General features: G+C 70.1%; 21 protein-coding genes. 16 read left to right on the forward strand and 5 right to left on the reverse strand.

Annotation, left to right across the window (positions count from 1 at the left end):
- Nucleotides 1-15 precede the first annotated feature (15 nt).
- The 5 genes from ASE48_RS18775 (at nt 16) to ASE48_RS18795 (ending at nt 6,720) form a co-directional block, all read left to right on the forward strand.
- The gene (locus ASE48_RS18775) at nt 16-1,914 is read left to right on the forward strand and encodes a magnesium chelatase subunit D family protein (protein ID WP_156409297.1); all 1,899 of its coding nucleotides are present in this window, start codon (nt 16-18) and stop codon (nt 1,912-1,914) included.
- An 8-nt stretch (nt 1,915-1,922) separates the two neighbouring features.
- Nucleotides 1,923-2,537, forward strand: a complete 615-nt coding sequence (gene cobO, locus ASE48_RS18780; RefSeq protein ID WP_057168665.1) for a cob(I)yrinic acid a,c-diamide adenosyltransferase — start codon at nt 1,923-1,925, stop codon at nt 2,535-2,537.
- The gene (locus tag ASE48_RS18785; RefSeq protein WP_057168666.1) at nt 2,531-3,898 is read left to right on the forward strand and encodes a cobyrinate a,c-diamide synthase; all 1,368 of its coding nucleotides are present in this window, start codon (nt 2,531-2,533) and stop codon (nt 3,896-3,898) included. Before cobO ends, ASE48_RS18785 begins: the two co-directional genes overlap by 7 nt.
- Nucleotides 3,895-5,100 carry a uroporphyrinogen-III C-methyltransferase gene (gene cobA, locus ASE48_RS18790; protein WP_057168667.1) on the forward strand — a complete coding sequence of 402 codons (1,206 nt, stop codon included), beginning with the start codon at nt 3,895-3,897 and terminating at the stop codon, nt 5,098-5,100. Before ASE48_RS18785 ends, cobA begins: the two co-directional genes overlap by 4 nt.
- Before the next feature lie 129 nt (nt 5,101-5,229).
- Nucleotides 5,230-6,720 (forward strand): MFS transporter, encoded by a 1,491-nt coding sequence (locus ASE48_RS18795; protein WP_235571327.1) that lies wholly within the window; start codon nt 5,230-5,232, stop codon nt 6,718-6,720.
- Here the strand turns inward: ASE48_RS18795 and ASE48_RS18800 are convergent.
- Complete coding sequence (locus tag ASE48_RS18800) at nt 6,683-7,585, reverse strand: alpha/beta fold hydrolase (protein WP_057168669.1); 903 nt, start codon at nt 7,583-7,585, stop codon at nt 6,683-6,685. The two genes, ASE48_RS18795 and ASE48_RS18800, sit on opposite strands and share 38 nt — an antisense overlap.
- Nucleotides 7,586-7,822: 237 nt before the next feature.
- Between ASE48_RS18800 and ASE48_RS18805 the strand changes: the two genes are divergently transcribed.
- From ASE48_RS18805 to ASE48_RS18815, 3 genes are read left to right on the forward strand one after another with little or no spacing between them, the layout of a single operon-like run.
- Nucleotides 7,823-9,307: an MFS transporter gene (locus tag ASE48_RS18805; RefSeq protein ID WP_156409275.1), complete on the forward strand. Its 1,485-nt coding sequence runs from the start codon at nt 7,823-7,825 to the stop codon at nt 9,305-9,307.
- A complete protein-coding gene (locus ASE48_RS18810) occupies nt 9,304-9,966 on the forward strand; it encodes a VOC family protein (protein ID WP_057168671.1) in 663 nt (220 codons plus the stop codon). Before ASE48_RS18805 ends, ASE48_RS18810 begins: the two co-directional genes overlap by 4 nt.
- An 11-nt stretch (nt 9,967-9,977) precedes the next feature.
- Nucleotides 9,978-11,735, forward strand: a complete 1,758-nt coding sequence (locus ASE48_RS18815; protein WP_057168672.1) for a proline--tRNA ligase — start codon at nt 9,978-9,980, stop codon at nt 11,733-11,735.
- Here ASE48_RS18815 and ASE48_RS18820 read toward each other — a convergent pair.
- Nucleotides 11,732-12,214 (reverse strand): ferritin-like domain-containing protein, encoded by a 483-nt coding sequence (locus ASE48_RS18820; RefSeq protein ID WP_057168673.1) that lies wholly within the window; start codon nt 12,212-12,214, stop codon nt 11,732-11,734. The two genes, ASE48_RS18815 and ASE48_RS18820, sit on opposite strands and share 4 nt — an antisense overlap.
- Nucleotides 12,211-12,750: a hypothetical protein gene (locus tag ASE48_RS18825; protein WP_057168989.1), complete on the reverse strand. Its 540-nt coding sequence runs from the start codon at nt 12,748-12,750 to the stop codon at nt 12,211-12,213. The genes ASE48_RS18820 and ASE48_RS18825 overlap by 4 nt, the downstream gene beginning before the upstream one ends.
- Before the next feature lie 136 nt (nt 12,751-12,886).
- Here ASE48_RS18825 and rimP point away from each other — a divergent pair, with 136 nt between their 5' ends.
- The 5 genes from rimP to rbfA all read left to right on the forward strand — a co-directional run bounded on the left by rimP (nt 12,887) and on the right by rbfA (nt 18,243).
- On the forward strand, nt 12,887-13,438 hold the full coding sequence (rimP, locus tag ASE48_RS18830) for a ribosome maturation factor RimP (protein ID WP_057168674.1): 552 nt from the start codon (nt 12,887-12,889) through the stop codon (nt 13,436-13,438).
- Entirely contained in the window at nt 13,435-14,439 is a 1,005-nt protein-coding gene (gene nusA, locus ASE48_RS18835) for a transcription termination factor NusA (protein ID WP_057168675.1), read from the forward strand. Before rimP ends, nusA begins: the two co-directional genes overlap by 4 nt.
- Nucleotides 14,440-14,606: 167 nt before the next feature.
- Nucleotides 14,607-14,837, forward strand: coding sequence for a YlxR family protein (locus tag ASE48_RS32245; RefSeq protein ID WP_442928733.1), 231 nt, complete (start codon nt 14,607-14,609; stop codon nt 14,835-14,837).
- 112 nt (nt 14,838-14,949) lie between these two features.
- Nucleotides 14,950-17,742, forward strand: a complete 2,793-nt coding sequence (gene infB, locus ASE48_RS18845) for a translation initiation factor IF-2 (RefSeq protein WP_082614288.1) — start codon at nt 14,950-14,952, stop codon at nt 17,740-17,742.
- A 3-nt stretch (nt 17,743-17,745) separates the two neighbouring features.
- On the forward strand, nt 17,746-18,243 hold the full coding sequence (gene rbfA, locus ASE48_RS18850) for a 30S ribosome-binding factor RbfA (RefSeq protein WP_057168678.1): 498 nt from the start codon (nt 17,746-17,748) through the stop codon (nt 18,241-18,243).
- A gap of 577 nt (nt 18,244-18,820) precedes the next feature.
- Here the strand turns inward: rbfA and ASE48_RS18855 are convergent.
- On the reverse strand, nt 18,821-19,066 hold the full coding sequence (locus tag ASE48_RS18855; protein WP_057168679.1) for a hypothetical protein: 246 nt from the start codon (nt 19,064-19,066) through the stop codon (nt 18,821-18,823).
- Nucleotides 19,067-19,151: 85 nt separating this feature from the next.
- Here ASE48_RS18855 and ASE48_RS33695 point away from each other — a divergent pair, with 85 nt between their 5' ends.
- From ASE48_RS33695 to ASE48_RS18875, 3 genes are all read left to right on the forward strand, one after another.
- Nucleotides 19,152-23,414 carry a beta strand repeat-containing protein gene (locus ASE48_RS33695; protein ID WP_156409276.1) on the forward strand — a complete coding sequence of 1,421 codons (4,263 nt, stop codon included), beginning with the start codon at nt 19,152-19,154 and terminating at the stop codon, nt 23,412-23,414.
- A 150-nt stretch (nt 23,415-23,564) separates the two neighbouring features.
- Nucleotides 23,565-24,563: a DHH family phosphoesterase gene (locus ASE48_RS18870; RefSeq protein WP_057168682.1), complete on the forward strand. Its 999-nt coding sequence runs from the start codon at nt 23,565-23,567 to the stop codon at nt 24,561-24,563.
- A complete protein-coding gene (locus tag ASE48_RS18875) occupies nt 24,526-25,869 on the forward strand; it encodes an MATE family efflux transporter (protein ID WP_057168683.1) in 1,344 nt (447 codons plus the stop codon). The genes ASE48_RS18870 and ASE48_RS18875 overlap by 38 nt, the downstream gene beginning before the upstream one ends.
- Here the strand turns inward: ASE48_RS18875 and ASE48_RS18880 are convergent.
- A complete protein-coding gene (locus ASE48_RS18880; protein WP_057168684.1) occupies nt 25,866-26,825 on the reverse strand; it encodes an alpha/beta hydrolase in 960 nt (319 codons plus the stop codon). The two genes, ASE48_RS18875 and ASE48_RS18880, sit on opposite strands and share 4 nt — an antisense overlap.
- Nucleotides 26,826-26,924 lie beyond the last annotated feature (99 nt).

Below are 26,924 nucleotides of genomic sequence, written 5' to 3' on the forward strand. Positions count from 1 at the left end.
CGATCTGTTGCCCCCGTGCACTATCCCTTCAGCGCGCTGGTGGGCCACGACCGGCTGCGCCTGGCATTGGTGCTCTGTGCGGTGCGCCCCGATATCGGCGGTGTGCTGATCCGCGGCGAGAAGGGCACCGCGAAATCGACTGCGGTGCGCGCGCTCGCGGCGGTCTTGTCCCAGGTCGACGACGATGCGCGACTGGTCGAGTTGCCGATCGGCGCGACCGAGGACCGGGTGGTCGGTTCACTGGACCTGCAGAAGGTGCTGCGCGACGGCGAGCACGCCTTCTCACCGGGCCTGCTTGCCCGTGCCCACGGTGGCGTGTTGTACGTCGACGAGGTCAACCTGCTGCACGACCATCTGGTCGATGTGTTGCTCGACGCGGCCGCGATGGGCCGGGTGCACATCGAACGCGACGGCGTATCGCATTCCCACGACGCGCGTTTCGTGCTGATCGGCACGATGAATCCCGAAGAGGGTGAACTGCGCCCACAGCTGCTCGACCGTTTCGGGTTGACCGTCGACGTGGCCGCCTCGCGTGATGTCGATGTCCGGGTGCAGGTGATCCGCTCCCGGCTGGCCTTCGAGGCCGACCCGCCGGGATTCGCCGCCCGCTACGCCGGGGCCGATGCCGAGCTGGCTCGGCAGATCGCTGCAGCGAGGCTGGCATTGGCCGATGTGGTGCTGCCGGACAACGAGTTACGGCGCATAGCGGCCCTGTGCGCCGCCTTCGACGTGGACGGTATGCGCGCCGATCTGGTGCTCGCGCGCACCGCGGTGGCGCACGCGGCCTGGCGGAGGAGTCAGGACGGGGCGAGCGAAGCGACGGGGAAGATCACCGTCGAAGAGGAAGACATCCGGGTGGCTGCCGAGCTGGCGCTGCCGCACCGCCGCCGGCGCGACCCCTTCGATGACCCGGGCCTGGACCCGGATCGTCTCGACGAGGCGCTCTCGCAGACCGAAGAGGCCCCCGAGGACCCCGAACCCGACCCGGAGCCGCCCGGTGGCGGCGGCGTGGATGATCCGGCGGAAAGCTCAGCGCCACAGACCGATTCGTCGGGCAACGGCCAGCAGAAGGACGGCGGGCAGCCGTCGGGTAACGGTGCCCCGCCCACCCGGTCCAGCGCACCGCCGTCGGCCACCTTCCGCACCAAGGCGCTGGTGGTCCCCGGTGTCGGCGAGGGCGCCCCGGGCCGGCGTTCGCGGGCCCGCAACCGCACCGGCAGTACCGTGGGCTCCACCGAGGTGCCCGGCGAGGGGCACGGCACCCACGTGTTCGCGACGCTGTTGGCCGCGGTCAACAACCAGCGCCGGCCGGGCCGGCCCCGGGTGCAACCCGATGACGTCCGCCGCGCCGTGCGGGAGGGCCGGGAAGGCAACCTGGTGATCTTCGTGGTCGACGCCTCCGGGTCGATGGCGGCGCGGGACCGGATGTCCGCGGTCGGCGGCGCCACGCTGTCGTTGCTGCGCGATGCCTACCAACGCCGCGACAAGGTCGCCGTCATCACCTTCCGCGGTCAGCGCGCCGATGTGCTGCTGCCGCCCACCTCCTCGGTGTACATCGCCGGACGGCGGCTGGCCCGCTTCGACACCGGCGGCAAGACGCCACTGGCACAAGGGCTGCTGGCCGCCCGCGATGTGGTGCTGCGAGAGAAGGCTCGCGATCGGGCCCGTCGCCCGCTGGTCGTGGTGCTCACCGATGGGCGGGCCACCGGTGGCCCGGACCCGCTGGGCCGGACCCGGACGGCCGCCCGCCTGCTTGTCGCCGAGGGCGCCGCTGCCGTCGTGGTGGACTGCGAGACGTCCTTCGTGCGTCTGGGTTTGGCCGAGCAGTTGGCCCAGCAGCTGGAAGCGCCCGTGGTCCGCCTGGCCCAGCTGCAGGCCGGCGAGCTGACATCGCTGGTCAAGACCGCCGCGTAGGAGGCACCGTGCCACAGGGACAACCGCTGACCGTGCCCGATGACGGGCTGACCACCAGGGCGCGCCGCAACGCCCCGCTGCTGGCGGTGCACACCGGTCCCGGTAAGGGGAAGTCGACGGCGGCGTTCGGGATGGCGTTGCGCGCCTGGAACCAGGGTTTCGATATCGCGGTGTTCCAGTTCGTGAAGAGTGCGAAATGGAAAGTGGGCGAGGAGAGCGCCTTTCGGGAGCTCGGCAAGCTGCACGAGGAGCACGGCACCGGCGGGCCCGTGCAGTGGCACAAGATGGGGTCGGGCTGGTCCTGGACCCGTAAGCAGGGCAGCGATGTCGACCACGCCGAGACCGCGCGCGACGGGTGGGCCGAGATCAGCCGCCGGATCGCCGAGCAGCGCCACGACTTCTATGTGCTCGACGAGTTCACCTACCCGCTCAAGTGGGGCTGGATCTCCACCGACGAGGTGATCGCGACCCTGGCCGACCGCCCGGGTAACCAGCATGTGGTGATCACCGGCCGGGACGCCCCGCAGGCGCTGATCGAGGCCGCCGACCTGGTGACCGAGATGACCAAGGTCAAGCACCCGATGGACGCCGGCCGCAAGGGGCAGCGCGGTATCGAATGGTGAGCACCCCCGCCGTCATCATCGCCGCGCCCGCTTCCGGTAGCGGAAAGACCACCGTGGCAACGGGTTTGATGGGCGCGCTGCGCCGCGTCGGGCACCGGGTGGCACCGTTCAAGGTCGGTCCCGACTTCATCGATCCCGGCTACCACGCGCTGGCCACCGGTCTGCCCGGCCGCAACCTGGACCCGGTGATGCTGGGGGAGTCGTTGATCGGCCCGCTCTACCGGCACGGCACCGCGGGTGCGGACATCGCCGTCGTCGAAGGGGTGATGGGGTTGTTCGACGGCCGCATCTCCGAGGACGGGGTGGGCCCGGCCCGCGGATCCACCGCACACGTCGCCGGCCTGCTCGGCGCCCCGGTGGTGCTGGTGGTCGACGCGCGCGGCCAGAGCCACAGCATTGCCGCGCTGCTGCACGGCTTTTCGACCTACGACACCTCGATCCGGCTGGCCGGGGTGATCCTGAACCGGGTCGGGACCCCGCGCCACGAGCAGGTGCTGCGCCAGGCGTGCGAACACGCCGGTGTGCCGGTGCTCGGGGCGATTCCGCGCACCGCCGAACTCGAGGTGCCCTCACGCCACCTCGGACTGGTGACCGCCGTCGAATACGGTGCGCTGGCCGAACGTGCCGTGGGCGCCATGACCGATCTGGTGGCCCACCATGTCGATATCGCGGCCCTGGTCGCCGCCGCTGCCAGCGGGGTGAGCGCCGATCCGTGGTCGCCGGCGGCCGTCGAGCCGAGCAGCAGGGTGACGGTCGCGCTGGCCGCGGGGCGGGCGTTCAGCTTCGGCTATGCCGAACACCGGGAGCTGCTGACCGCCGCAGGCGCCGACGTCGTCGACTTCGATCCGCTGGTCGACGGGCTGCCCGAAGACACCGCCGCCCTGGTCATCCCGGGTGGCTTCCCCGAGCAGTTCACCGCCGAACTGTCGGCCAACGAGACCGTGCGTGCCCAGATCCGGTCGCTGGCCGGCGCCGGTGCCCCGGTGCACGCCGAATGCGCCGGCCTCACCTATCTGGTCGATGATCTCGACGGAGTGCCGATGTGCGGGGTGCTCGCCGGTTCGGCCCGGTTCACCGAGCGGCTCACCCTGGGGTACCGGGATGCCGTGGCGGTCACGGATTCGCCGCTGCACACCGTCGGCGAGCGCGTCAGCGGCCATGAATTCCACCGCACCGCAGTGACTTTCGGCCAGGATTATCCCAGTGCCTGGGGTTTCAGCTCGGCAGCCGGCGCGCGGGTGGCCGACGGCGCGGTGCTCGGCGGTGTGCATGCCGGTTACCTGCATACACACCCGGCGGCGCACCCCCATGCCAGCTCCCGCTTCGTCGCGGCGGCCGCAACCTTTAAGCTCGGCGGGTGACAGAGAACGCCTACCTGGTCGGCTTGCGTCTGGAAGGCCGCAAGGTCGTGGTGGTGGGCGGCGGCACGGTGGCCCAGCGGCGGCTCCCGTTGCTGATCGCCGCCGGCGCCGATGTCCATGTGATCACCCGCGCGGCCACCCCGTCGGTGGAGGCGTTCGCGCCGATCACGTTGACGTTGCGCGATTTCCGTGACGAAGATCTCGACGGCGCCTGGTATGTGCTGGCGGCCACCGATGATGCCGACGTCAACGCCGCGATCGTGGCCGGCGCCGAACGCCGCCGCATCTTCTGCGTGCGTGCCGACGTGGCCATCGAGGGCACCGCCGTCACCCCCGCCTCCTTCGACTACGACGGACTGTCGGTCGGCGTGCTGGCCGGCGGCGAACACCGCCGCTCGGCGGCCATTCGCAACGCGATCCACGACGCCCTGCAGACCGGCGTGATCGCCGACCGCAGCGGTGAGCCCGACGATGTGGTGCGCGAGGGCGTGGCGCTGGTCGGTGGCGGGCCCGGCGACCCGGAGCTGATCACGGTGCGCGGCCGCCGGCTGCTGGCGCACGCCGACGTGGTGGTCGCCGACCGGCTCGCCCCGCCGGAACTGCTCGCCGAGCTGGGACCGCATGTCGAGGTGATCGACGCCGCCAAGATCCCGTACGGCCGCGCGATGGCGCAGGAGGCGATCAACAACGTCCTGATCGACCGCGCCAAGGCGGGCAAGTTCGTCGTCCGGCTCAAGGGCGGGGACCCGTTCGTCTTCGCGCGTGGCTATGAAGAGGTGATCGCGTGCGCCGAAGCCGGGGTTCCGGTCACCGTCGTGCCGGGTGTGACCAGCGCCATAGCGGTTCCCGCGCTGGCCGGCGTCCCGGTCACCCACCGCCACGTCACCCATGAGTTCGTGGTGGTCAGCGGCCATGTTGCGCCGGACCACCCCGAATCGTTAGTGAATTGGGATGCGCTGGCCGCGATGTCGGGCACGATCGTGCTGCTGATGGCCGTCGAGCGCATCGAGCTTTTCGCCGCCGTGTTGCTGGCAGGCGGTAGACCAGCGGATACGCCGGTGATGGTGGTCCAGCACGGCACGACCGCCGCGCAGCGAACAGTGCGCGCGACGCTTGCCGATGTCGGCGAGAGGGTGCGTTCGGAGGGGATTCGACCGCCCGCAATCATCGTGATCGGGCCCGTGGCGGGCTTCGGCAGTTAAAGGATTCTTAAGATTACTGTAAGGTAACCCGGTATGACTGCTCTCAACGACGCTGGGCGCAAAGCCGGCCGCCGAGACGACGCAGATGGCAGCAACCGGGCCCTTCCAGTACACGTCGGCCGGGGGGATATGCGGCAAAACAGCAGGTTACCGGCATGGGTGCCGCCCTGGAACTTCATCGCCGCGGTCATTGCCATCGGCGGTATGCAGCTGCTCGCGACGATGGACAGCACCGTTGCGATCGTGGCGCTTCCTAAGATCCAGGATGAGCTGGGCCTCTCCGATGCAGGTCGTAGCTGGGTCATCACCGCCTACGTGCTGACCTTCGGTGGCCTGATGTTGCTGGGTGGACGCCTCGGCGACACCATCGGCCGCAAGCGCACCTTCATCGTCGGCGTCGCGCTCTTCACCATCGCCTCCGTGCTGTGCGGCGTCGCGTGGGATGAGGCCACCCTGGTCATCGCGCGTCTGCTGCAGGGCGTCGGCGCCGCCATCGCCTCACCGACCGGCCTCGCGCTGATCGCCACCACCTTCCCCAAGGGCCCCGCCCGGAACTCGGCCACCGCGGTGTTCGCCGCCATGACCGGCGTCGGCTCGGTCATGGGTCTGGTCGTCGGCGGCGCGCTCACCGAGGTGTCCTGGCGCTGGGCGTTCCTGGTGAACGTGCCGATCGGCTTGATCATGCTGTACCTGGCCCGCACCCACCTGACCGAGACCCACCGCGCCCGGATGAAGCTGGACGCCACCGGCGCGATCCTCGCGACGCTGTTCTGCACCGCCGCGGTGTTCGGATTCTCGATGGGACCGGAGAAGGGCTGGCTGTCGCCGCTCACGCTGGGCTCGGGTGCCGCGGCCTGCGTGTTCGGACTGGCATTCCTCTACGTCGAACGCACCGCGGAGAACCCGGTGGTGCCGTTCTCGCTCTTCCGTGATCGCAACCGGGTGGCCACCTTCATCGCGGTGTTCCTGGCCGGCGGCGTGATGTTCACCCTCACCGTGCTGATCGGCCTGTACGTGCAGGACATCATGGGTTACAGCGCGCTGCGCGCCGGTATCGGGTTCATCCCGTTCGTGGTCGCCCTCGGCGTGGGCCTGGGGTTGTCCTCGCAACTCGTCTCGCGGTTCGCGCCGCGCTGGCTGGTGATCTCCGGTGGCGTGTTCGTGCTCGCCGCGATGATCTACGGCTCCACGCTCAACGGCGACATCCCGTACTTCCCGAATCTGGTCATCCCCATCACGGTCGGTGGGTTCGGTATCGGCATGATCGTGGTTCCGCTGACCGTCTCGGCGATCGCCGGGGTGGGCTTCGACGAGATCGGCCCGGTCTCGGCGATCGCCCTGATGCTGCAGAACCTCGGTGGACCCGTGGTGCTGGCCATCATCCAGGCCGTCATCACCTCGCGGACGCTGTACCTGGGCGGCACGACCGGCCCGGTCAAGAACATGAACGAGGCGCAGCACAACGCGCTGGACGCCGGCTACACCTACGGCCTGCTGTGGGTGGCCGCGGTCGCCGTCGTGGTCGGTGCGGTGGCGCTGTTCATCCGCTACACCGCGGAGGAAGTGGCGCACGCCCAGGAGGTCAAGGACGCGATCGACGCCGGAGAGCTGGACGGCTGAGGAAGTCCCGCACCAGCGGCACGACCTCACCCAGATGCGTCTCCAGCAGCCAGTGCCCGCCGTCGAAGGTGTGCAGCTCGGCGTCCGGCAGATCGCGTAGATAGGCCCGCGCGGACGCTTCGGGCATGTACCCGTCGTGGACACCCCACACGATCAGCATGGGTGGACGGTGCTCACGCAGATAGGCCTGTTCGGCGTCGAATCGCTGCAGGGTGGCTGGCTGGTCCTCCAGCAGCCGGATCAGGTTGGCGATGCGCTCCGGGGTGGACATCAGACTCCAGTGCAGGGTCCACAGATCGGGGCTAATCCGGTCTGCGAGTGCCGCGGGCAGTTCGCCGACGAACTCGCTGCGAAACCCCTCCGGTGTCACGTGCTCGGCGATGGTGCGCCGGGCCTGCGGGCCGGGGTTCTCCCACGCCGCTTTGAGGAAATCGTATTTCGGGCCGAACGCGTCGGGGTAGATGTCGCCGTTCTGGATGATCAGACCGGTGACGCGGTCGGGCGCCGACATCGCCAGCTGCAGACCGAATTGCGAGCCGTAGTCGTGCAGCCAGAGTGTGTAGGAGTGCAGACCCACACCGTCGGCGAAGCCGCCCAGGAAGCGGGCGTAGGCATCGAAGGTGTAGCCGAAGTCCCGCGGCGCGGGCGTCGCACTGTGGCCGAAGCCCGGCAGGTCCGGCGCCAGCAACCGCCAGCGATCGCCCAGCGCCGGCAGCAGATTGCGGAACGCGTAGGACGAACACGGATAACCGTGGGGGAGCAGCACCACCGGCGCATCCGCGGGGCCCGCCTCCCGGTAGAAGGTGTCGATCCCATCGATGACGATGCGACGGTGCCGGACGGGGACGGGTGCCGGATCGGTCATGTGAGGTGTCTTGCCCACCGCCCAGGACGCCAAACACGGAGCGAAAAAAATTCGCGGAATGCATGTTTGGCCCCGTGCGTTACAGGGTAAAGGCTGGTTGATGCCATTTTCGTGCGCCACATTGTGCGCACCCGGTAGTGCTGTGCGTCGAAATCACACCCATGTAACTTGTCCACACCTGTGCATGAATCCTGTGGATAACCTTCCCGTCGGTTGCCGTCGGTAGGGTTGGAACCCATGTCGGGGTCGCAGAGTTCGGGTACGCGGCTGTCGGAAAGCGTGCTCGGTCCGGCCATCGTCGCGATCACCGGAATGCAGCTGATGGCCACGCTGGACGGCACCATCGTCATCGTCGCCTTACCCCGCATGCAGGCCGAATTGGCGCTGTCCGATGCCGGCAAGAGCTGGGTCATCACCGCGTATGTCCTCGCGTTCGGCGGCCTGCTGCTGCTCGGCGGCCGGATCGGGGACGCGGTCGGGCACAAGCGGGCGTTCCTGGCCGGCGTCGGCACCTTCACCATCGCCTCTCTGGTGTGCGGCCTGGCCACCGACGAGATCACCCTCATCGCCGCCCGTGCGCTGCAGGGCGTGGGCGCCGCGGTGGCCGCGCCCACCGGCCTGGCTCTGATCGCCACGACCTACGCCGTCGGGCACGCCCGGAACAAGGCACTGGCGGTATCGGCCGCGATGCAGGGCCTCGGCTCGGTGCTCGGGCTGATCCTGGGCGGTGCGCTGACCGAGCTGTCGTGGCGCTGGGCCTTCCTCATCAATGTGCCGATCGGCATCGCCATCATCTTCGTCGCGACGGTGTGGCTGGCCGAGACCCGGCACGAACGGCTGACTCTCGATGTCTCCGGCGCGCTGCTGGCGACGCTGGCCTGTACCGCCGCGGTGCTGGTGTTCACCCAGGGCCCGCCGCGCGGCTGGGTTGACCCGTGGGTCTTCGCCGCGGCTGCCGCGACGGTGCTGGCGCTGGTCGCCTTCGTCGTCGTCGAACGGCGGGCCGACAACCCGCTGGTGCCGTTCTCGGTGTTCGACAACCGCAGCCGCGTCGCGACCTTTGTGGCGTACTTCCTGGCCGGTGGCGTGATGCTGACGGTCAGCGTGATGATCGGCCTGCTGGTCCAGGATGTGCTCGGTTACTCCGCGCTGCACGCCGGCATCTGCTTCATCCCCTTCGCGCTCGGTATGGGTGTCGGCAACCTGGCGGCCACCCGGTTCGCGCCGCGCTTCGCACCGCGCTGGCTGGTCATCGGGGCGGGCAGCCTGGTGCTGGCCGCGATGCTGTTCGGGTCGACGCTGGAACGCGATGTGCCGTACTTCCCGGATCTGGTGGTGCTGTTCGTGCTGGGCGGCCTCGGCATCGGGGTGATCTCGGTGGTGCTGCCGCTGTGCGCGGTCGCCGACGTCCCGCCGCGGGACATCGGACCGGTGTCGGCGGTGACCCTGATGGTCTACAACCTGGGTGGCCCGATCGTGCTCGTCGTCATCCAGGCGGTGCAGACTTCCCGCACGCTCTACCTGGGCGGGACGACGGGCCCGGTGCACGATATGACGCCGGCCCAACTCGACGCGCTCGGTCACGGGTACACGTACTCGCTGCTGTGGGTGGCCGGTATCGCGGTGTTGGTCGGTGTCGCCGCGCTGGGCATCGGATTCACCGCCCGCCAGATCGCCAGCGCGCAACACACCAAAGAAGCCGTCGAGGCAGGGGAACTGTGAACCCGACCCGTCAGCAGATCTCCGATGCCACCGGCGCGCTGGGCTGGCGGCTGGTCCTGGGGGCGCTGCGGGCCCAGGTGCGGGTGAGCACACTGGCCGAAGCGGCCGAGGTCGCCACGCTGGCCGCGGCGGCGTGCCCGGATGCCCCCGGGCAGCTGTCGCTGGACCTGCGCGACGATCGCGTGCTGCTGGCAGTGCAGTCCGAGGCGCACGGTGCGGTGACCGATCAGGATCTGGAGCTCGCCGGGCAGCTGGCCGGCGCGCTGCAGGCCGCGGGCAGGACACTCGAACCCGGCGCCGGTCTGCAGGCGTTCGAGATCGCCATCGACGCCCTCGACATCGCCGCGGTGCGGCCGTTCTGGAAGGCCGTCACCGGCTACACGGATGCGCGCAGCACGACAGACCTGCACCGCGGCCTGGTCGACCCGGCCGGGCGCGGACCGGCGATCTGGTTCCAGCAGATGGATTCGCCACGCCCGCAACGCAATCGGATTCACATCGATGTCGACGTTCCACACGACGTGGCCGCCGCTCGCATCGAGGCGGCGCTGGCCGCGGGCGGTGTCCTGCTCAGCGATCACGCCGCACCGGCGTTCTGGGTGCTCGCCGACGCCGAGGGTAACGAGGCATGCGTCTGCACCTGGCAGGGGCGCGACTAGGCTGGCCCGCTGTGATCACCCGTATGTCCGAGCTGTTCCTGCGAACCCTGCGTGACGATCCCGCAGACGCCGAAGTCCCCAGCCACAAGCTACTGATCCGCGCCGGCTACGTGCGCGCCATCGGTCCCGGGATCTACAGCTGGCTGCCGCTGGGCCTGCGGGTGCTGCGCAAGATCGAGAACATCGTGCGCAGCGAGATGAACGCGATCGGCGGCCAGGAGATCCTGCTGCCCGCCCTGCTGCCGCGCGCCCCCTACGAGACCACCAACAGGTGGACCGAGTACGGCGACACCCTGTTCCGGCTGCAGGACCGGCGCAACAACGACTACCTGCTGGGCCCGACCCACGAGGAACTGTTCACGTTGACGGTCAAGGGGGAGTACTCCTCCTACAAGGACCTGCCGGTGCTGCTCTATCAGATCCAGACCAAGTACCGCGATGAGGCGCGTCCGCGCGCAGGCATCCTGCGCGGCCGCGAGTTCGTCATGAAGGACTCCTATTCCTTCGACGTCGACGAGGACGGACTCAAGACCGCCTACCACGCGCACCGCGAGGCCTATCAGCGCATCTTCAACCGGCTGAAGGTGAAATACGTCATCGTCTCGGCGGTGTCCGGGGCGATGGGCGGGAGCGCATCGGAGGAGTTCCTCGCCGAGAGCGAGGTCGGTGAGGACACCTTCGTGCGCTGCCTGGAATCCGGCTACGCCGCCAACGTCGAGGCCGTGATCACCAGGGCTCCCGCCGATGTGCCCATCGAGGGCCAGCCCGCCGCGCAGGTCCACGACACCCCGGACGCCCCGACCATCGCCACCCTGGTGGACTGGGCCAACTCGGCCAACCTCGCGCAGTTCGAGGGGCGCGCGGTCACTGCGGCGGACACCCTCAAGAACGTGCTGGTCAAGACCCGTGAACCCGGGGGCGAGTGGGAGCTGCTCGGAATCGGTGTGCCCGGTGACCGCGACATCGACGAGAAGCGCCTCGGTGCGGCGCTCGAACCGGCCGAGTTCGTGCTCCTCGACGAGGCCGACTTCGCCGCCAACCCCTTCCTGGTGAAGGGTTATGTCGGTCCGAAAGCGCTGCAGGACAACGGTGTCCGCTATCTGGTGGACCCGCGGGTGGTATCGGGCACGTCCTGGATCACCGGCGCCGACGAACCCAACAGGCATGTGGTGGGCTTCGTCGCCGGCCGCGACTTCACTCCCGACGGCACGATCGAGGCCGCCGATGTGCGCGACGGCGATCCATCGCCGGACGGCGCCGGGGTGCTCACCTCCGCCCGCGGAATCGAGATCGGCCACATCTTCCAGCTGGGCCGCAAATACGCCGACGCGTTCGGCGCCGATGTGCTCGGCGAGAACGGCAAGCCGGTGCGGCTCACCATGGGCTCCTACGGCATCGGGGTGTCACGGATGGTCGCGGTGATCGCCGAGCAGCAGCACGACGAGATCGGGCTGCGCTGGCCGGCTTCGGTCGCGCCGTTCGACGTGCACGTCGTCATCGCGAACAAGGACGTCGGTGCCCGCGAGGGCGCCACCGAGTTGGCCGGCGAACTGTCCCGGCTGGGATTCGAGGTGCTGTTCGATGACCGCACCGCCTCTCCCGGGGTGAAGTTCAAGGACGCCGAACTGCTCGGTATGCCGTGGATCGTGGTGGTCGGGCGCGGCTGGGCCGACGGTGTCGTGGAACTGCGCAACCGGTTCACCGGTGAGGCCCGTGAACTCGCGGCCGACGGTGCGGCCGCCGAGGTGGCCGCCCAGCTGCGGGCCTAACCGGTCTTCTCTGGCCCGCCCGGGAAAGCCGTGGTGATCTGGGGGACACCCAGCACCTGGTTCCAGCGGGCGGCCAGCACCGCGGCCTGGGTCATCGCGGTCACCGCGAAGCCGCGATCCTCCGGTGTCTGTGCCTGTTCGGCCACGGCCCGCCACGCGGTGGCGGTGTCGGACTCCATCCGCACCGCCAGCTCGGCGGCGTCGCCGGGGTCGGTCACCTCCAGCGGCAGCTCGTAACCGGCCGCGGGCAGCGGCGGGGTCACCGAGTTTTCGGCCAGCATGACCAGCGCCTCCTCCCGGCGGGTCCGGTGCTGGGTCATCGACTCGGCCACCAGGGCATTGTCTTCGGGTGTGGAATGCGCCGACACCACGCCGTAGCCGTAGATCGCGCCGTGTTCGTTCGCGACCGCGTCGAACAACGCGGCCCGGGCGGCGTCGGCCGGCCGGTCCGGGTCGGGAGCGGGCTGCGGTGAGGTCATGCCTTCTTCTCCGGATCACCCAGTGCCACTTGGTAGGCGGCGGTGCAGGAGGCAGCGATGGAGCCCAGTAGTCCGGCCCGGTAGCCGGCCATCTGGGTGGCGACCCGGGCGGCATCCTCGGCCGACATGCGCAGCGCCTTGGCGACGTCGGTGACGGTCGGTTTCGCGGCCGGGGCCGTCGCGGCGCCGGTGGTCGTGGTCGGTGCTGCACTGGTGGTGGGCGTCTCGCCGTCGGTCAGCCGGGTGATCTCATCGGCGAGGGCACGGGCGTGCGCGGTGCGCTCGGCGGCGATGGCGGTGAGGGTGGCCACCGTGTCCGGTGTCAGGGCCCGTCCGGGCGGCACCGTGGCGGCCTCACCGGCGAGCAGACTGTCGGCATTGGCGCGGTCGAACTGGGTCCGCAGGTCGGCGAGATCGGCCGGTGGAGGGGGCGGTGAACAGGCCGTCGTCCCGGCGAGCAACCCCACTGCCAACGTCGCGGGGACCGCGGCGATCAACAGGCGGCGCCGGGTCAGGGTGGGTGGGGCGCTCGGCACGCCCACATCCTGCCATGTTCTCCTGCACCCCTCGTTTGGTGATTGGCGGGACGCGCCTGGCGTATCGTTTGGTAACCGAACCCGGGTCCAGTCGACCGGGGAATGTGTCCGCACAACTCAAGATGAGGAGCTCGCCGTGGCATCGGATGACCCGCTGCGGTCTGCGCGATTACCGTCGCGGGAGCAGGTGATCGAACTCCTCGACGAGGAGTTCGCCCGGGCGGGCTACGAAGTCGAAGACGTAGTGCTCGGCGGTGGGCGTCCGCCCCGCCTCACCGTGATCGCCGATGCCGATGACGGTGTCGATCTGGATGCCATCGCCACCCTGTCGAAGGTGGCCTCGGCGGCCCTGGATGCCGCTGAGCAGGCCAATGGTGACTACGGCGCATACGTGCTGGAGGTGACCTCCCGCGGCGTCGACCGCCCGCTGACCACCGAAAAGCACTTCCGCCGGTCCCGCGGCCGCAAGGTCGAGGTCGCGCTGGCCGACGGATCGAGCCTGACCGGCCGGATCGGGCAGACCGCCGACGGGGTGGTGCACCTCGTCGTGGCGGTGGGCAAGGATTACGAGGTCCGTCCCATCGACGTCAGCGGGATCACCAAAGCGATTGTGCAAGTTGAGTTTTCGCCGCCGAATCGGCGTGAGTTGGAATTGTCCGAGCAGTCTGGAAAGGGGGGCGACGAATGAACATCGACATGGCGGCGCTTCATGCCATCGAGTCCGACAAGGGGATCTCGGTCGATATCGTCGTGGACACCATCAAGTCTGCGTTGCTGACCGCGTATCGGCACACCGAGGGCCACGAGGCCGACGCGCGTATCGACGTCGACCGCAAGACCGGTGTGGTCAAGGTGATGGCCAGGGAAACCGATGACGACGGCAACCTGATCAACGAATGGGACGACACCCCAGAGGGATTCGGCCGTATCGCGGCGACCACCGCGCGTCAGGTGATCCTGCAGCGGCTGCGCGACGCGGAGAACGAGCGGATGTACGGCGAGTTCTCGGCGCGCGAGGGCGATATCGTCGCCGGCGTCGTGCAGCGGGACGCCCGGGAGAACACCCGCGGCAACGTGGTGGTCCGGGTCGGCACCGAGGCCAAGGGCTCCGACGGCATGATCCGGCCCGCCGAGCAGGTGCCCGGTGAGGGCTACGAGCACGGCGATCGGCTGCGCTGCTACGTCATCGGGGTGTCCCGCGGTGCCCGCGAGCCCAAGATCGAGCTGTCGCGCACCCACCCGAACCTGGTGCGCAAATTGTTCGCGCTCGAGGTGCCCGAGATCGCCGACGGATCCGTCGACATCGTCGCGGTGGCGCGGGAGGCCGGACACCGCTCCAAGATTGCCGTGGCATCGCGGGTGCCGGGTCTGAACGCCAAGGGGGCGTGTATCGGCCCGATGGGCCAGCGGGTCCGCAATGTGATGAGCGAACTGTCCGGCGAGAAGATCGACATCATCGATTACGACGAGGACCCGGCCCGGTTCGTCGCCCACGCGCTGTCGCCGGCCAAGGTCGTGTCGGTGACCGTCATCGACGAGAGCACCCGGGCGGCCCGGGTGGTGGTGCCGGACTTCCAGCTGTCGCTGGCGATCGGCAAGGAAGGGCAGAACGCCAGGTTGGCGGCCCGTCTCACCGGCTGGCGTATCGATATCCGCAGTGACGCGGCACCCGAACCCGCGGCCGGGTGAGCTATCCCGACACGCGATTGAAGTCTGGACGTCCGGGAACGGTAGACTGAGCCGTGATCCAGCGCGAGACTTCGGCCATCCCGGCTCGTGCGCATCGGAGCCCAGACGGACCGGTGCGGACGTGTGTGGGATGCCGGAAGCGAGAACTGGCCGTCGAACTGCTTCGAGTGGCCGCTGTATCCGACAGGCCCGGCAATTGCGCCGTGACTGTGGACTCAGCGGGTAACCTGCCGGGGCGGGGTGCTTGGTTGCATCCCGACCAGCAGTGTCTTGATGCGGCACTCCGTCGGCGAGCGTTCGTCCGAGCGTTGCGCATCACCGGTTCACCGGACACATCCGCGGTGGTCGAGTACGTCAACGCCTCACCGGGCGCTGAGGAATCCGGCCCCACCGGCTAGAGAACAGGTAGCGAAGAACATGAGCACACCGTGAAGTCCCGATGACCATGCGTCATAGCTAAACCCGAGGCGCGGCCCCACCACCGCTGTCGCCTCCAAACGAGGAGAAGTAGTGGCAGGTAAGGCCCGCGTGCACGAGTTAGCGAAGGAACTCGGTGTCACCAGTAAGGAAGTTCTCGCCCGTCTGAGCGATCAGGGCGAATTCGTCAAATCGGCGTCGTCGACGGTGGAAGCCCCCGTCGCACGCCGTCTGCGTGAGTCGTTCGGAGGCGGAAAATCCGCCCCGGCAGATGCTCCCGCAGCCAAGGCGCCCAGCAAGCCGGCATCGTCCGGTGGCGGCCCCAAGCCCGGCCCGAAGCCGGCACCGCAGGCTCCGCCTGCACCCCCGGCCCCGGCGGCCCCGGCCCCCGTTGCTCCCGCAGCCCAGGCCCCCGCGCCTGCTGCACCGGCGGCTCCCGCAGCTCCGGCAGCTCCGCCCGAACCTCAGGCACCGGCTGCACCGGCGGCTCCCGCCGCATCGGCCGGTACCCAGACCCCCGGGCCCCGTCCGGGACCGACTCCGGGACCCAAGCCCGCGCCGCGCGCCCCGCGCGTCGGCAACAACCCGTTCTCCTCGCAGGCACCGGCCGAGCGTCCGGCCCCGCGTCCGCAGGCCGGCCCCGGCGGTCCCCGTCCGGGCCCCGGCCCCGGCGGGCCGCGTCCGGGCGCACCGCGTCCCGGTGGAGCCTCACCAGGCAACATGCCTCCCCGCCCGCCCGGCGCGCGTCCCGGTGCGACCGGTCGCCCAGGCGGTCCGCGTCCCGGTCCGGGCGGTCGTCCGGCTCCCGGTGGCCGTCCCGGTGGCGGTGGCGGCGGCGGTAACTACCGCGGCGGCGGCGCAGGCGGCGGTGCCGGTGCAGGTGCCGGTGCCGGCGGAGCAGCAGCCGGCGGTTTCCGCGGTCGTCCCGGCGGTGGTGGCGGCGGTGGTCGTCCCGGCCAGCGCGGCGGTGCCGCAGGTGCCTTCGGTCGTCCCGGCGGCGCGGTCCGTCGTGGACGCAAGTCGAAGCGGGCGAAACGCGCCGAATACGAGAACATGCAGGCCCCGGTCGTCGGTGGTGTGCGGTTGCCGCACGGCAACGGCGAGACCATCCGGCTGGCCCGCGGCGCATCGCTGGTGGACTTCGCCGACAAGATCAACGCCAACCCGGCATCGCTGGTGCAGGCCTTGTTCAACCTCGGTGAGATGGTCACCGCAACGCAGTCGGTGGACGATTCGACCCTCGAACTGCTCGGCAGCGAGATGAATTACGTCGTGCAGGTCGTGTCCCCGGAGGACGAGGACCGCGAACTGCTGCAGTCCTTCGACCTCACCTACGGCGAGGACGAGGGCGGCGAGGAAGATCTCGAATTCCGTCCGCCGGTCGTCACCGTCATGGGTCACGTCGACCACGGCAAGACCCGCCTGCTGGACACCATCCGGAACGCCAGCGTGCGCGAGGGTGAAGCCGGTGGCATCACCCAGCACATCGGTGCCTACCAGGTGGCCGTCGAGCATGAGGGCGCCGAGCGTCTCATCACCTTCATCGACACGCCCGGTCACGAGGCCTTCACGGCCATGCGTGCCCGTGGTGCGAAGGCCACCGATATCGCGATCCTGGTGGTCGCCGCCGACGACGGTGTCATGCCGCAGACGGTGGAGGCCATCAACCACGCGCAGGCGGCCGATGTGCCGATCGTGGTGGCGGTCAACAAGATCGACAAGGAAGGCGCGGACCCGCAGAAGATCCGGGCCCAGCTCACCGAGTACAACCTGGTGGCCGAGGAGTATGGCGGCGACACCATGTTCGTCGACATCTCGGCGAAGAACGGCGTCAACATCCAGGCGCTCGAGGAAGCGGTCCTGCTGACCGCCGACGCGTCGCTGGACCTGCGGGCCAACCCCGACATGGAAGCCCAGGGTGTGGCGATCGAAGCGCACCTGGACCGTGGCCGTGGCCCGGTGGCGACCGTGCTCATCCAGCGCGGCACGCTGCGGGTCGGCGACTCGATCGTGGCCGGCGATGCCTATGGACGTGTTCGTCGCATGGTCGACGAGCACGGCGAGGACATCCACGAGGCGCTGCCGTCTCGTCCGGTCCAGGTCATCGGCTTCACGTCGGTGCCCGGTGCCGGTGACAACCTGCTGGTGGTCGACGAGGACCGGATCGCCCGGCAGATCGCCGATCGCCGCAGTGCCCGCAAGCGCAACGCGCTGGCGGCCCGCACCCGCAAGCGCATCAGCCTGGACGATCTCGATGCAGCGTTGAAGGAGACTTCGCAGCTGAACCTGATCCTCAAGGGCGACAACTCCGGCACCGTGGAGGCGCTGGAAGAGGCCCTGCTGGGTATCGAGATCGACGACGAGGTGGAACTGCGCGTCATCGACCGCGGTGTCGGTGGTGTCACCGAGACCAACGTCAACCTGGCGTCGGCGTCGAATGCCATCATCATCGGCTTCAACGTGCGTTCCGAGGGCAAGGCCACCGAGCTCGCCAACCGCGAGGGTGTCGACATCCGGTACTACTCGGTGATCTACCAGGCCATCGACGAGATCCAGAGCGCGCTCAAGGGCATGCTCAAGCCGGTCTACGAGGAGAAGGAGCTCGGCCGCGCCGAGATCCGGGCCATCTTCCGGTCGTCGAAGGTCGGCAACATCGCCGGCTGCCTGGTCACCTCCGGCATCATGCGCCGCAACGCGAAGGCGCGCCTGCTGCGTGACAACGTGGTGGTCGCCGAGACGGTCACCATCTCGTCGCTCAAGCGGGAGAAGGACGATGTCACCGAGGTGCGCGACGGCTACGAGTGTGGTCTGACGCTGACCTACAACGACATCAAAGAGGGCGACGTCATCGAGGCGTACGAACTCGTCGAGAAGGAACGCACCTAAGTCATGGTTGATGTTGGACGTGCACGCCGCCTGTCGAAGCGCATCGGCACGGTTGTGGCCTCTGCCATCGAGTTCGAGATCAAGGATCCCCCGTTGGCCTTCGTGACCGTCACGGACACGAAGGTGACGGGAGACCTGCACGACGCCACCGTCTACTACACGGTGCGCGGTGCGACGTTGCAGGACGAACCCGACTACGAGGGTGCGGCCGCCGCGTTGGAGCGGGCCAGGGGCATTCTCCGGAGCAAGGTCGGTGCGGCCACCGGAGTGCGCTTCACGCCGACGCTGGCTTTCGTGCTGGACAAGGTGCCCGAGACCTCGGCGCACATGGAGGCCCTGCTGGCCCGGGCCCGGGAGGCGGACGCCGATCTGGCCCGGATCCGGGAAGGCGCCAAGCCGGCGGGGGAGGCCGACCCGTACCGCGTGACCACGGTCGAGGGTGACGTCGAGGGTGACGAGGCGACCGATGATGAGGATGCCGACGAACCGCGATCGAACTGACCGTTCTCGCAACTGATTCGCGTACCGGAAACGGGAAGGCCTTGTCGGCCTTCCCGTTTCCGTCGTTGACGGCCTGATTTCGGCCATTGCCAACGGGTTTCACCGGGGACGGCGGACCCGTCGCTGATCATCCACAGCCGACGTTGACGCTGAGCCCGCGGCCGATCAGAATTTGCTGAACCGTCAATCCGGTGTGGCTGCCCGGGGGGCGGCGATACCGAACCGGCCACGGCGGTGGCATGTGGCGAACGGTTTCCGGTGCGTCGTCGACGGCGATGTTTTGACATATCAGTTAATTCTTCTTGTCCATGGATGGTCGTTGTGCGGCCATTTCGCGAAAGTGCCTGAATCGGCAGTTTTGGGCGTATAGGGTCCTTCGCTAGTTAGCTATCAATTGCCAAATAGCTACTGATGAGCGCATTGACGCGCGAATGGGGGGATTGCTGATGAGTCCGATGAAGCCGCTCGGTGGCGTACCGAAAGCCGCGACGCCGAGGCATTCGATGCCAAAACGCGCGACGTCGAAACAGCTGACAGCAAAGCAACTGGCGCAGAAGGTGAGCGCTGGCCCGTCAAGCTACATCGGCCGCGTCGGAGCCTTGGCCGTCGCTTTGGGCATCGGTGCGGCGATCACGACCTGGATGCCGGTGGCGTTTGCGGACACCACGGGTACCAGTGATTCCTCGGACAGCCCGAGTTCATCGGGAGGCACTTCGCCGGACGACGCCGGGTCACCCGGTGGTGCACCGTCCGACCATGCGGATTCCCCCAACGGCGCCGGACCGTCGGACGGCGAGAGCTCATCGCACGACGACACGGACACACCATCACCGAAGACGAGGGCACGGGCCGGTCAAGACCACCGCAAGACAGCGCTGTCGCGCGCGCCCCGCGAGGTGAGAGCGCCGGTGGCGAGGTCGGCGTCGACCGCCGCCCCCGAGATGAAGTCGGCACCGGCGACCGATGCGAAGAAGGAGTCGGTCGCCGTTGACGAGTCGCAGGTGATCACGGCGGCGCCCAGCGCAGCGGCTCCCGCCCTCGCTGCACCGGTGGTGGCTGATCCGGTGATCGCGCCGGTATCGGTGGTGGCCGTGCCGGCGATCGCTGTTCCGGACACCGCCGGCGGCGGTCCCTCCGGCGCTCCGGTTGCGGATTCGTTGGTCTGGGCCGCCGCGGCGGGTGCGGTGCGGCGGGAGGAGACATCGCGGGCCCGCAGCGTCATCGACGAAACGGCCGCCCTGTACTCGGCCGATCCGGCCGAACCGGCACTGGTGACCGGTGATGACGCCGAGATCGCGCCGCTGGGACTGGTGAACGCGGCCGCGGTGCCGGCACTGCAGAGTTCGGTCGGCGCGCCCTTCCAGATCTGGATCGGTCAGGTGCTGCTCATCGGCAACGGCACGGCGGCACATCCCGACGGCGGCCTGCTCATCGGCAACGGCTACAACTGGACCGCGGTGACCTGTGTCGCGGTGGTCTGTCGCGGTGGCAACGGCGGGCTGTTCGGCGACGGCGGCGCCGGCTTCAACGGCGGCGACGGCGGGTCCGCAGGCTGGATCGGCAATGGCGGTGACGGTGGGGCCGGGGTCATCATCTTCAGCGCCGGCGCCGGTGGGCACGGCGGCACCGGCGGGCTGTTCTTCGGCAACGGTGGCCGCGGCGGTGCGGGCGCGACCGTCCTCACCGGCGTCGGCGGCGATGGCGGAAACGGAGGCAACGCCGGACTGCTGTCGATCGTGGGATCGGGCGGTCGTGGCGGTGCCGGCGGTAGCGGTGACGACGGTGGCGCGGGCGGTGACGGTGGCGCCGGCGGTCTGATCGGCGTGATCTTCGGCCCAGCCGGTGAGGGCGGTGTCGGCGGTGCCGGTGCCCTCACCGGAGTTGGTGGTGCCGGCGGCGACGGTGGCGCGGCAGGCCAGTTCAGTCTGATCAGTTGGGGTGCTGCCGGCGGGGCCGGCGGTGTGGGTGGTACCGGCGGCGAGGGCGGTACCGGAGGCGGCGGTGGGCTGTTCATCGGCAACGGCGGTATCGGCGGCGCAGGTGGCGAAGCACTCGACGTGAGTGCCCTCGGTGGCCGCGGTGGCCAGGGCGGCAATGTGGGCGCACTGTCCCTGTTCGGCAGCGGCGGTGCCGGTGGGGCAGGCGGCGCCGGTGCGAACGGTCTTGCCGGCACCGCGATTTCGGCAGCGGGCGCGGGCGGTACGGGTGGCGCGGGCGGTAACGGCGGGGCCGGTTCGTTGATCATCGGTCTGGGCGGCCTCGCCGGGATCGGTGGCCGCGGCGGCCGTGGTGGTGCCGGCTTCGGGGGCACCGACACGCTGTCGGCCGGTGCCGGCGGCGCAGGCGGACAGGGTGGCGTCGGCGGAACCGGGGGCGCGGGCCGTTTCCTGCTGGTGTTCGACACGAGCACCGGCTACGGCAACGGCGGCACGGGCGGAACCGGCGGGGACGGCGGCAGTACCGGTGCCGGTGCGGTGGCAGGTGCGGGCGGCGCAGGCGGCGCGGGCGGACTGGGCACGGCGGCCGCACCCGGTCTCGGCGGCGGCGGCGGTGGTGGCGGCGGCGGCGCCACGGTCCGAGAGTCCGATGGCGGTGCCGCCACCGGCAGCACCGCGCAGGGCGGCGCCGGAGGCACGGGCGGTGCCGGTACCACCACGGTGGCCGGCGGGCGCGGCGGCACCGGCGGAAACGCGTCGATTCTGTCCGACGGTGCGGGCAGCAGCGTGACCGGTACGGCGACCGGCGGGGCCGGCGGTGATGCCACCGGCACCGGTACGGGCGGGATCGGCGGATCGGCGCTTCTCGGGGCGGGGCTGGGTGGCGTGGTGACCGGCAGCGCCATCGGTGGCGCCGGGGGCGACGGTCTCGAGGGTGGCACCGGTGGCAACGGTGGTGGCTCCGCGGTCACCGCCGGCCGCGAGGGCGGCACTGGTGGCACCGCGTCCGGCGATGGTCTCGGCGGTGCCGGCGGCGCCGCCGTCGGGGTCGGCAGTATCGGCGGCAACGGCGGCAGCGGCAATGTGCAGGCCGGGTTCGTTCGGACGGGCATCGGCGGAAATGACGGCACGGCAATGGGTTCCGGGACCGGCGGCGCCGGCGGAAACGCCACCGGCGGTGGCACCGGGGGCAACGGCGGAACCGGAAGTGTGGTCGCCGGCGGAGTTGGCGCCGAAGCCACCGGTGCGGGCATCGGCGGCAACGGCGGCGACGGTCTTGTCGGCGGCGTCGGCGGTAACGGCAGTGCCGGCCAGGTGGGGGCGTTCGCGGCCGGGGCCACGGCCGCCGGCACCGGCCGCAGCGGCGACGGTGGTCAGGCCACCGGCGTCGGCAGCGTCGGCGGTAACGGCACCATCGGCAACATCCAGGCATTCGGTGTGGACAGCGCGGCCAGTGGCACCGCCACCGGCGGTGACGGCGGCGCGGCCGCAGCCGGTGGCCGTGGTGGCACCGGTGGACAGGGCCGGATCGTCGCCAACGCCACCGGCAGCATTGCCACCGGCAATACCGCGACGGCCGGCGCGGGCGGTGACGCCACCGACGGTGCCGATCACTCCACGGCGCTCGGTGGTCAGTCCTATGTCTTCGCAGGGGTGTTCGGTGACGCCGGCAGTGCCGGCGCGATCACCGGCAGCACGGCCGTCGGCGGCGCTGCCACCGACGTCAACGGAGGAATCGCCGAGATCACGGCGGTCAACGGGACGATCGTCGACAGCAGCGCCACCGCCGCCGACGGTGGCTCCGGCGGTCTGGGCGGCTATGCCACGGTGAGCGTGACCGCGGGCGGCAGCATCGTCGACAGCCACGCGATCGGCGGCGAGAACACTGACACCGCCGCCGGCGGCAATGCCACGGTCTCGGCTGCAGGCGCCGGTAGTTCGGTCACCGATGCGACCGCCACCGGTGGGGACGCCGGCAGCGGTGATGCCGACGGCGGTATCGGCGGGGCCGGCGGTGCGGCCACCGTCTCGGCCACCAACGGTGGCGATGTCCTCGACGCCGAGGCCCGCGGCGGCCACGGCGGTCACGGAAGCCACGGTGGTGTCGGCGGTGCCGGTGCCGCGGGCGGGGTGGTCGCGCAGCGCGCGGGTAGCACCGCATCGGGGACCGCCATCGGTGGTGCCGGCGGTGACGCGGACGGCACGGGCAGTGTGGGTGGCGCCGGTGCCGGCGGCACGGTGCAGACCGGCCTCACCGCCGGCATCGGCAACAACAGCGAAGCCATTGGCACCGCCGTCGGTGGCGCCGGTGGGGACGCGTCGACCGGTGGCAGGGGCGGTGCCGGCGGTTTCGCCACCGTCATCGCGTCCGGCACCGCTTCGACAGCCGATGGCAGCGCCTACGGTGGTGCCGGCGGAGCGGGCAGTGCCGGCGGGACCGGCGGCGCCGGGGCGCGGGCGCAGATCACGGCGCAGGGCAACGGATCCACCGCCACCGGCACGGTGACGGCCGGCGCCGGTGGGAGCGGCGCGGGTGCCGTCGGTGGTGCCGGCGGCCAGGCCGTCATCGGCTCGGGACAGAGTTCCGGTGTCGCCGGCGTGAACAGCACCGCCGAAGGTGTGGCGACCGGCGGCGCGGGCGGGTCGGGACTCGGCGGCGTCAACGGTGGTGCGGGCGGAGGGGCCACGATCACGGCCCGGCAGAACAACAACTCCATCACCGGCGGCATCGCGAGCGGTGGTGACGGAGCGACCGGAAGCGCCGGCGGTGCTGCGAGTCTCAACACCGCCGGGGGAACGATCATCGACAGCACCGCGATCGGCGGTGACGCGGGTGCCCGCGGCGTCGACGGTGGTCTTGGTGGCAAGGGCGGCGACGCGGTCGTCGAGGCGCTCAGCGGCGTCGTCATCAACGGCGGTCAGGCCACCGGTGGTGCGGGTGGCGTGGGTGGTGCCGGCGGCGTGAACGGTGCCGCCGGCGGAACCGGTGGAGCAGGTGGTGCGGCGAGCATCCGGCAGGGCACCGGCCTGATCGGATTCGGCGGTGACGGTGGTGACGGCGGCGCCGGCGGAACCTTCGTCGATGCCGGCCTCAACGGTGCGGGCGGTAACGGCGGCGTCGGCGGCGCGTCCGTCAACGTGGGCGGGACCGGCGGCGACGGTGGGGACGGCACGCCTGGTCAGGCCGACGGCACGCCCGGAACCAACGGCGTAGCCGGAACGCCGGCGCCGTAGGCTGCGGGTACAGCTGGAAGGTCCCGCACACCCCGGTGTGTGGGACCTTTCTGTGGGGAGGGTGCCGATGTCCACCGCGGCCTCGACCCGTAACGTGGACCGTGCGGTGGGGAAGCGGGGGACCGAACGCGTACGACTCCGAGGACAACGATGACGGCGATCGATCCGATGACTGATACAGCCTCAGTGGGCTCCCGTGTCGATGCGGGCGGGGCCGCCGACGTGCTGAGCGGGGCTGAAACCGTCGTCATCGTGGCGCACGTCTATCCCGACGCGGACACCATCGGTGCCGGACTGGCCCTGGCGCAGGTGCTGGAGCAGGCGGGCAAGAGCGTGGCGGTCAGCTTCGCCACACCCGACGAACTGCCCGAGTCATTGCGCACGCTGCCCGGCGGGCACCTGCTGGTCGCCCCGGAACTCCTGCGCCGCGACGCCGATCTGGTCGTCACCGTGGACATCCCGACCATCAACCGGCTCGGCAGTCTGAGTGAACTGGCCGAGGAAGCCCGCGAGCTGCTGGTGATCGATCACCACGCCTCCAACACCCTGTTCGGCACCGCTAATTTCGTGGATCCCAAGGCAGATTCGACGACCATGCTGGTGGCCGATCTGCTCGATGCGTGGGACAAGCCGATCGACGGTGCCGTCGCGCACTGCCTCTATGCCGGGCTGACCACCGATACCGGTTCCTTCCGGTGGGCCAGCGCGCGGGCCCATCAGCTGGCGTCACGGTTGCTCGACATCGGCGTGGACAACGCCGGTATCAGCCGGACCCTGATGGACACCCACCCGTTCGCGTGGCTGCCGATGCTGTCCCGGGTGCTGGGCTCGGCCCGGCTGCTGGAGGAGGCGGCCGACGGACGCGGCCTGGTCTATGCGGTTGTGGCGCATGAGGAATGGGCGAAGGCGCGGCCGGAGGAAGTCGAGAGCATCGTCGACATCGTGCGGACCACGGCCCAGGCCGAGGTTGCGGCGGTCTTCAAGGAGATCGAGCCGCAGCACTGGTCGGTGTCGATGCGTTCGAAGTCACTGGACATCGCGGCGGTGGCCGGCCGGTTCGGGGGTGGCGGGCACCGCAAGGCGGCCGGCTACTCGGCCACCGGTTCCGCCGATGAGGTGGTTGCCGCCCTGCAGGGTGCACTTGGCTGACGAACCTGTCACCGCCCGGCGGATCGCGGGTCTGGCGCTGCCCGCTCTGGGAGTGCTTGCCGCCGAACCCGTCTATCTGCTGTTCGACCTGGCGGTCGTGGGGCGCCTCGGTGCGCTGAGCCTGGCCGGCCTGGCGATCGGCGGGCTGGTGCTGGCGCTGGTCAGCTCGCAACTGACGTTCCTGTCCTATGGCACCACGGCCCGTTCGGCGCGGTTCTTCGGCTCCGGTGACCGGCAGGCGGCGGTCGGCGAGGGGGTGCAGGCGACCTGGCTGGCGCTGGGTCTGGGACTGATCGTGGTGGTCGCCGTCCAGGCATTGGCCGTCCCGATTCTGGACGTGATCTCCGGTGGCGGCGAGATCGCCGACGCGGCGCTGCCCTGGCTGCGGGTGGCCATCCTCGGCGCCCCGGCGATCATGATCTCGATGTCGGGGAACGGCTGGATGCGCGGGGTGCAGGACACCATCCGCCCGCTGCGCTATGTCCTTGTCGGCTTTGGTGTTTCGGCGGTGCTGTGTCCTTCGCTGGTGTTCGGTTGGCTGGGGCTGCCGCAGCTGGGGCTGACCGGGTCGGCGGTGGCCAATGTCGTCGGGCAGTGGATCGCCGCGGTGCTGTTCTGCCGGGCCCTGTTCGCCGAGCGGGTGGGGCTGCGGGTGCAGCCCGCGGTGCTGCGCGCCCAGATGGTGATGGGCCGCGACCTGGCGCTGCGCACGCTGGCGTTCCAGGCCTGTTTCGTATCCGCCGGCGCGGTGGCCGCGCGGTTCGGTGCGGCGGCGGTGGCTGCCCACCAGGTGGTTCTCCAGCTGTGGAATTTCCTTGCCCTGGTGCTGGATTCACTGGCCATCGCCGCGCAGTCCCTCGTCGGCGCCGCACTCGGCGCGGGCCAGTTCGCCCACGCCAAGTCGGTGGCCTGGCGGGTCACCATCTTCTCCACCGCCGCGGCGGCGGTGTTCGCGCTGGTGTTCGCCGCCGGTTCCGCGGTGCTGCCGGGACTGTTCACCACCGATCGGGCGGTACTCGACGAGATCGCGGTGCCCTGGTGGTTCCTGGTAGGCCAGCTCACCGTCGCCGGCATCGTCTTCGCCCTCGACGGGGTGCTGCTCGGTGCCGGTGACGCCAGGTTCATGCGCAACGCGACCCTGCTGAGCGCCCTGCTCGGGTTCCTGCCGCTGATCTGGCTGTCCCTCGGGTACGGCTGGGGGCTGGTCGGCATCTGGTCCGGCCTGTCCCTGTTCATGGTGCTGCGGCTGGTGTTCGTCGGCTGGCGCACCTTCTCGGGTCGCTGGCTGGTGGCCGGTACCGGTTAAGCCCCCAGGGTGCGCTGGATCTCGCCCTTCATGGCGTTGAGCTGTCCGCCCCAGTAGCCCCAGCCGTGGGTGCCGTTGGGCGGGAACTCGAAGGTACCGTTGGTGCCGCCGGCGTTCTGGTACTGACGGGCGAAATTGCGGTTGCTGTCCAGGGTGATGGTCTCGAGCACCTGCCCGGCGATGTCGCCGCCGCCGCCCAGCTCACCCGGGCGCCCGGTGCCGCAGTACACCCAGATGCGGGTGCCGTTGGCGACGAGCTTGCCGACGTTGACGGTCGGATCGTTGCGCCGCCAGGCCGGTCCGCCACCGAGTCCCCACATGGCGACCGAGTTGAAGCCGCCCGCGTCGCCCATGGCGAAGGTGACCAGCAGCGGCCACAGGCCCTGAGAGAGGTTGAGGTAGCCCGAAAGCGATGCCGCGTAGCTGAATTGGCCGGGATGGTAGGCGGCCAGCGTCAGCGCGGCGCTGCCCGACATCGACAGCCCGACCACGGCGTTCCCGCTGGGGGAGATGCCCTTGTTGGCGGCCAGGTAACCGGGCAACTCGGAGGTGAGGAACGTCTCCCACTGGTAGTTCTGGGTGGTGCCGTTGCCGACGGCCGGTCCCTGCCAGTTGGTGTAGAAACTGGACATGCCACCGACCGGCATGACGACCGAGACACCGGACTCGAAGAAGGTCTCGAAGGCGGCGGTCTCGATGTCCCAGCCGCTGTTGTCATCGCGGGCCCGGAGCCCGTCGAGCAGGTAGACCGCGCGCGGGCCGCCGCCCTGGAAGCGCACCGGGATATCGCGGCCCATTGCCGCCGAGGGCACCATCAGCGTCTCCACCGGAAGACCGGGACGGGAGAACGCCGCCGCGGTCGCAGACTGGCCGGCGACCGCGATCAGACCTGGCAGCAGGATCGCGGCCAGCAGGCCGGCCAGCAGCCGGCGGGGCAGGTTGTGCAAGGGTTTCATGGGTGCAGTCCTGTCTGAGCGAGCCCCCCGACCCACCGAATACGTCGTGTGGTGACCACTTTTCGTTACGGCGATGAGTTCACTGTCGGCGAACAGTCA

This window comes from Mycobacterium sp. Root265 (assembly GCF_001428895.1).
Classification (GTDB): domain Bacteria; phylum Actinomycetota; class Actinomycetes; order Mycobacteriales; family Mycobacteriaceae; genus Mycobacterium.

Bases quoted from the DNA above. Each gene is read 5' to 3' on its own strand.
- ASE48_RS18785 (WP_057168666.1), top strand. From the start codon at position 2,531: ATGGTGAGCACCCCCGCCGTCATCATCGCCGCGCCCGCTTCCGGTAGC.
- ASE48_RS18800 (WP_057168669.1), bottom strand. From the start codon at position 7,585: ATGACCGATCCGGCACCCGTCCCCGTCCGGCACCGTCGCATCGTCATC.
- rbfA (WP_057168678.1), top strand. From the start codon at position 17,746: ATGGTTGATGTTGGACGTGCACGCCGCCTGTCGAAGCGCATCGGCACG.
- ASE48_RS18795 (WP_235571327.1), top strand. From the start codon at position 5,230: ATGCGGCAAAACAGCAGGTTACCGGCATGGGTGCCGCCCTGGAACTTC.
- ASE48_RS18870 (WP_057168682.1), top strand. From the start codon at position 23,565: ATGACGGCGATCGATCCGATGACTGATACAGCCTCAGTGGGCTCCCGT.
- nusA (WP_057168675.1), top strand. From the start codon at position 13,435: ATGAACATCGACATGGCGGCGCTTCATGCCATCGAGTCCGACAAGGGG.
- ASE48_RS18875 (WP_057168683.1), top strand. From the start codon at position 24,526: ATGAGGTGGTTGCCGCCCTGCAGGGTGCACTTGGCTGACGAACCTGTC.
- ASE48_RS18880 (WP_057168684.1), bottom strand. From the start codon at position 26,825: ATGAAACCCTTGCACAACCTGCCCCGCCGGCTGCTGGCCGGCCTGCTG.
- ASE48_RS18820 (WP_057168673.1), bottom strand. From the start codon at position 12,214: ATGACCTCACCGCAGCCCGCTCCCGACCCGGACCGGCCGGCCGACGCC.
- ASE48_RS18805 (WP_156409275.1), top strand. From the start codon at position 7,823: ATGTCGGGGTCGCAGAGTTCGGGTACGCGGCTGTCGGAAAGCGTGCTC.